The organism is Actinoalloteichus spitiensis RMV-1378 (assembly GCF_000239155.1).
GTDB classification, from domain to species: Bacteria; Actinomycetota; Actinomycetes; order Mycobacteriales; family Pseudonocardiaceae; genus Actinoalloteichus_B; species Actinoalloteichus_B spitiensis.
Genome location: NZ_AGVX02000280.1, coordinates 1 through 5,350 on the forward strand (window position 1 = coordinate 1; position 5,350 = coordinate 5,350).

The following is a 5,350-nucleotide window of genomic DNA, read 5'->3' on the forward strand; positions in this document are numbered from 1 at the left end:
GCGGTCGCGCCCGGCCGGGCCCGACGCGGGTGCCGTGCCCCTCATGCCCCACCCCCCACCGCCACGGGTGCGCCCCGCCCGGGGGCACGGGTGCCGTTCCTGGGTCGGGGAGCCCGCAGGTACACCGCCCAGGTGACCAGCACGCACAGGCCGTAGAAGGCGAGGAAGGACAGGAACGCGCCGGTCCCGGTGCCCGCCTCGCCGTCGTAGGCCGCGCGGAACGCCAGGTTGATCAGGACGCCTCCCACCGCGCCCACCGCCCCGGCCAGACCGATCACCGCGCCGGTGGTCCGACGCGCCCAGGCCGCGTCCGACCCGGGCCGTCCCTCGAGCGCGCGGCCGGCCGCCCGCGCCCGGAACACGACCGGAATCATCTTGTAGGTGGAACCGTTCCCCACGCCGGTCAGCACGAACAACACGGTGAAGGCCCCGATGAACAGCGGGAACGACCCCCGCGATGAGGCCAGGACGAGCAGCGCCGTGCCGGCGGCCATCGCCAGGAAGGTCCAGAACGTGACCAGGGCGGCGTCGAACCGGTCGGACAACCAGCCGCCCACCGGGCGGCTCAGCGAACCGAGGAGAGGACCGACGAAGGTCAGCGAGGCCGCCTCCACCGGGTTGAACCCGAACTGGGTCTGGAGGACGAGGCCGAAGGCGAACCCGTAGCCGATGAAGGACCCGAAGGTCCCCACGTACAGCAGGGAGATCAGCCAGGTGTGGGGTTCGCGGACCGCCTCCCGCCGGGCGTCGTGGTCGGCGCGGAGTCCGGGCAGGTTGTCCATCCGCAGCGCGCAGGCCACCGCCACCAGCACGATGACCGGCAGGTACACGGCCGCGACGTAGGCCGGGCTGGTCGACCCGGCCACCGAGATGACGGCGAGGCCGACGAGTTGGACGGCGGCGACGCCCAGGTTCCCGCCGCCCGCGTTGAGCCCGAGCGCCCAGCCCTTGTGCCGCTCGGGGTAGAAGGCGTTGATGTTGGTCATGGATGACGCGAAGTTCCCCCCGCCGACACCCGCCACCGCCGCCACGACGAGGAAGACCCAGTACGGGGTCTCCGGCCGCTGGACGAGGACCGCGGCCAGGAGCGTCGGGACGAGCAGGACCGCCGTGGCGGCGACCGTCCAGTTCCGGCCGCCGAAGCGGCACACCCACCCGCTGTAGGGCAGGCGGAGCAGCGCTCCCACCAGGGTGGGCGTGCAGACCAGCAGGAACTTCTCCCCCGAGGTGAAGTGGAAGCCGATCTCGGGGGTCATGAACAGCACCATCACCGACCAGACGCTCCACACCGAGAACCCCACGTGTTCGGAGAGCACCGAGAGGAGCAGGTTGCGCCGGGCGACGTGCCTGCCGGTCCGCTCCCAGAACTCGCGGTCCTCCGGGTCCCAGCGGTCCAGGCTTCGGTCACCGGACGGGTGGGCGTTGTCGTCCGTCGTCACCGGCACGGCGGTCTCCTCTCGCGGCGGGCGAGAGCCACGCTAGGCAGCGCCTGTTACCGGCCGGGGTCGCCGCGTTACGCCGAGCGGAAAAGGTCCTCACAGGAGGCTGGCGGAGGCGGTGAGGGTGCCCGTCCCGCTCGGCGCTCGAGGGCTCAGCCGAGGGTGTCGGCCACCACGCGGGCCGCCGCCGCGACGGCCTCGGCGCGCCCTTCCGCGTCGCGCTCGGTCCGGCTCGTGAGCACGGCGAGGACGATCGGGGGAGCGTCCGGGCGGAAGGCCACCGCGATGTCGTTGCGGGTCCCGTAGTAGCCGCCGCCCGACTTGTCCACCACCCGCCAGGTCGAGGGCACGCCGGCGCGGACCAGCTCGTCGCCCGTGGCGTTGTTCGACATCCAGTCCTCCAACACCTCGCGGCGCTCGCCGGGCAACGCGTCGCCGAGCAGCAGTGCCCGCAGGGTGCTCGCCAGCGCCCGGGGCGTGCTGGTGTCGCGCTCGTCGCCGGGGACGGCGTCGTTGAGCTCCGTCTCGTACCTGTCGCTGCGGGTCACCTCGTCGCCGAGCTCGCGCAGTACCCGCTGGAAACCGTCCGGCCCGCCGAGCTCGGTGAGCATCAGGTTGGCGGCGGTGTTGTCGCTGCTCCGCACGGCCGCCTCGCACAGCGCGCCCAGGCTCAGGCCAGTCCCGACGTGGTCCTCGGTGACGGGTGAGTGGCTGACGAGGTCCGCCTGCCGGTAGGGGATCACCTCGTCCATCCGCTCGTCGGAACTCACCCGGAGGACCGCGCCCGCCGCGAGCGCCTTGATCGTGGAGCAGTACGCGAAGCGTTCGTCGGCGCGGTGCACGAGCACCCGCCCGCTTCCGGTGTCGAGCGCGTACACCCCCAGCCGCACGTCGTGTTCCCGTTCGACGCGGTCGAACGCCACCTCCCGCTCCTCCGTCGACGGCGTCGGCGACGGGGTCAGCTGCGTGGGAGGGGAGGACGGTTCCCCGCCCACGGGTTCCCGCCCGGCTCCGGCGGCGGCGCAGCCGGCCAGCGGTGCCAGCGCGGCCAACGCGAGGAGGGAACGGCGGGACAGCTCGGGTGGCATGGCGGTGGTGTTCTCCTTCATCTCGACCGCGGGCCGGTCCGCCCGCCGAACGCTCTGGTGGGTCCCCACCCCTGGGCGCGGACGGGGGACCCGCGGTGGTCCGGTCTCCCGGAGGACGTCGGAGCCCCGGCGGGGGTTGCGAGACCGCCCGGCCAGGCCGACGAGGACGGTCGCCACCGCGCGGCGGACGACGGGCGGCGCCGGATCAGGGTCGGGACTCCCGCTGGGCGTGGGGCAGGAACCGGATCACCCGCACTCCCGGCCGCCCGGCGCCGGTGGCGCGGGGATCGTCGGAATCGGGGCCGGGGATGGCGGAACGGTGGGCTTCGGGAGAGGTCCACTCCGCGTAGTTGAGGATGCGGCTCCCGTCGAGGCCGACGTGGAAGTGGGCGGCGACCAGCCCGGGCAGGGGCTGGTCGTGGTCGGTCCCGTGCTCGCTGGTCCCGTCGACCATCTCGTCGACCCACTTCCTCGCCGCGACGGGGTCGGTGTGGCCCAGGTCGACCATGACGGCGACGACACAGCCGGTGGGCTGGCGGAGGCTGGTGGCACTGCTGCGGTAGAGCTGGTACCCGGTTCCCGGTCGGGTCGGGTCGGGGGCGTGCCGGCCCTGGGCGGAGTGGTCCTCCTCGGGGGACTGGGACCACTGCTCGTACTCGAGCAGCGTGTTGCCGGTGACGCTGCGGAGGCACGTCCTGCTCAACAGTCGGGGCGGCCAGTCCCGCGCGTCCCACCCGGCGACGACCGCGTCGCCGGCGCGGGCCGGGTCCTCGTCTCCGACGGCTCGCTCCCTGACCACCACCGTCCAGGCGTCGGGCCGGGTCACGGTCGGCAGGGCAGGAACGGGCATTCCCGGGCTCCTCGACATGGGTGGGTGGCGAACCGCCTCGCACCGTACTGATCGGAGTGCCCGCCGATCGAGGTGTTTTCCTCCGGGACCGGGCCACCAACCGGCCGCGGGGATCCACCGAAGGAGTCATTCCCGGGCTGAACCGTTCCGGTGTCGCGGGGGAGCTGACTAGCGTTGCCGGATGGCCAGCAGCAGCGGGCGGTCACTTCGCTCCCGGGCGCTGGGCGCCCGTCTCCGGCAGGCCCGGTTGGCCGCCGGGCTGTCTCCCCGCAGCGTGGCGACCCGGGTCGGGGTCCCGGTGGGCGTCGTCGGCGGCTGGGAACGCGGTGACGCGCTGCCCACCGTCGCGCAGGCGGCCGCCTACCTGACGGAGGTCGGGGTGGCGGTCGGGGAGTTCGTGAGCGTGACGGGGGAACTCCTGGACCTCGCGCAGCGGCGCGGGGGACGGCGGCGCTGGGTGGCGGCGGACCCGCCCGACGGGACGGGCCCGTCCAGCTCGGACACCACCTCGATCGTCGAGACCTCGGCGTTCCTGGTGCCCGAGGTGGTGCGGACGGCGGAGTACGCGCGTGCGTGGCTGGCTGCCTCGGGCACGCCGGCGCCGGTCGTGGAGGAGGAGGTCACCGCCCGGCTCGAACGTCAGGAGATCCTGCACCGGGCGCGCCCGCCCTCGCTGCGCGTCCTCCTCGGAGAGCCGGCCCTGCACCCCGGCCCCGACCTGCGCCCGACAGTGCTGGCTGGTCAGCTGTGGCACCTGTTGGAGCTGGTGAAGCTGCCCCACGTGCGCGTCCAGGTCGTGCCGAGGGCGCGGCTGGCCACCCTGCTGGGTGTCGGTGATTTCCAGCTGTTGGAGTCGGAGCGGGTCCCCCCGCTGGTCAGGTTGGACCTCCCCAGCGGAACGGCCGTCCTCGGTGGAGCGGGACCGGCCGCCCCCTACCGGCTGGCGTGCGAGCGCGTCGGGGCGACGGCGCTCTCCGACCGGGAGTCGGCGGCGGTGCTGGACCGGCGGGCCCGAGAACTCGTGGGTGACTGACGTCGAGGGTCGCCACCGCTGGGCGGCGTCCCCGGAGACCTCACGGGCGTTCCTCCACCGCTGTCCTATGCTCCGCCGGTGATCAACGGAGTGCGGAACTTCCTCAGCGGCGTCGGCATGCTGGGGCGCGGGTTCGGGCTGGTGACGCGTACGCCGCGCCTCCTGCTGTTGGGCGCGTTGCCCGCGTTGCTGACCTCGGTGCTCATGCTCGGCGCGATCGCCACCCTCATCTACTTCTCCGGGGACCTCGCCGCGCTGGTGACCCCGTTCGCCGACGACTGGGCGGCTCCCCTGCGGACGTTGGTGCGCGTCGCCGCCGGCGTGGCGGTGGTGGCGCTGGCACTGACCGTGTCGGTGCTCAGCTTCACGGGTGTCGCGTTGGCGATCGGCGGGCCGTTCTACGAGGCGATCGCCGAGCGGGTCGAGGACGATCTGGGAGGGGTTCCCGAGGCGGAGGAGGCGTCCTGGTGGCGTTCCTTCTCGGTGGGGCTGGGGGAGACCGCGCTGCTGGTGCTCATCGCGGTCCTGGTCGCGATACCCCTGTTCCTGGTGGGCCTGGTACCCGTGGCCGGCCCGGTGCTGGCCCCCGTGCTGGGTGTCCTGGTCAACGGCTGGCTGCTGGGGCTGGAGATGACGGCTGTCCCGTTCGGTCGTCGTGGTCGCACCCTCGGGGAGCGCCACCGGTGCCTGCGGAGGAACCGGATGCGCGCGTGGGGTTTCGCGCTGCCCACCTACCTGCTGCTCCTGGTGCCCTTCGCCGCCCTCCTGGTCATGCCGGCAGCGCTGGCCGGCGGGACGCTGGTCGCCCACCGAGCCCTCACCGAGGACGAGGGGTCGTCGGCCACCGCCGGGTGATCAGCGTTCCCCGGCGGCCACCGGCCGCGCGGCCGACGTGCCGGCCCCGGGTGCTGTTGGCCGGGGGCCGCGACCGGGGCGCCCC

Annotated in this window: 5 protein-coding genes; 2 read left to right on the top strand and 3 right to left on the bottom strand. The window is 73.9% G+C overall.

The window, feature by feature from the left end:
- Positions 1 to 41: 41 nt before the first annotated feature.
- The 3 genes from ACTIDRAF_RS0213215 to ACTIDRAF_RS28715 form a co-directional block, all read right to left on the bottom strand.
- Positions 42 to 1,445: an MFS transporter gene (locus tag ACTIDRAF_RS0213215; protein WP_016699211.1), complete on the bottom strand. Its 1,404-nt coding sequence runs from the start codon at positions 1,443 to 1,445 to the stop codon at positions 42 to 44.
- Between the two features lie 146 nt (positions 1,446 to 1,591).
- A complete protein-coding gene (gene bla, locus ACTIDRAF_RS0213220; protein WP_026066060.1) occupies positions 1,592 to 2,527 on the bottom strand; it encodes a class A beta-lactamase in 936 nt (311 codons plus the stop codon).
- A gap of 205 nt (positions 2,528 to 2,732) precedes the next feature.
- Positions 2,733 to 3,377 carry a hypothetical protein gene (locus ACTIDRAF_RS28715; protein WP_016699213.1) on the bottom strand — a complete coding sequence of 215 codons (645 nt, stop codon included), beginning with the start codon at positions 3,375 to 3,377 and terminating at the stop codon, positions 2,733 to 2,735.
- A 181-nt stretch (positions 3,378 to 3,558) separates the two neighbouring features.
- Between ACTIDRAF_RS28715 and ACTIDRAF_RS0213230 the strand changes: the two genes are divergently transcribed.
- Together ACTIDRAF_RS0213230 and ACTIDRAF_RS0213235 are read left to right on the top strand one after the other, a co-directional pair.
- The gene (locus ACTIDRAF_RS0213230) at positions 3,559 to 4,410 is read left to right on the top strand and encodes a DUF5753 domain-containing protein (RefSeq protein WP_016699214.1); all 852 of its coding nucleotides are present in this window, start codon (positions 3,559 to 3,561) and stop codon (positions 4,408 to 4,410) included.
- A 78-nt stretch (positions 4,411 to 4,488) separates the two neighbouring features.
- Positions 4,489 to 5,265 carry an EI24 domain-containing protein gene (locus tag ACTIDRAF_RS0213235; protein WP_016699215.1) on the top strand — a complete coding sequence of 259 codons (777 nt, stop codon included), beginning with the start codon at positions 4,489 to 4,491 and terminating at the stop codon, positions 5,263 to 5,265.
- The last annotated feature ends 85 nt before the right edge of the window (positions 5,266 to 5,350 follow it).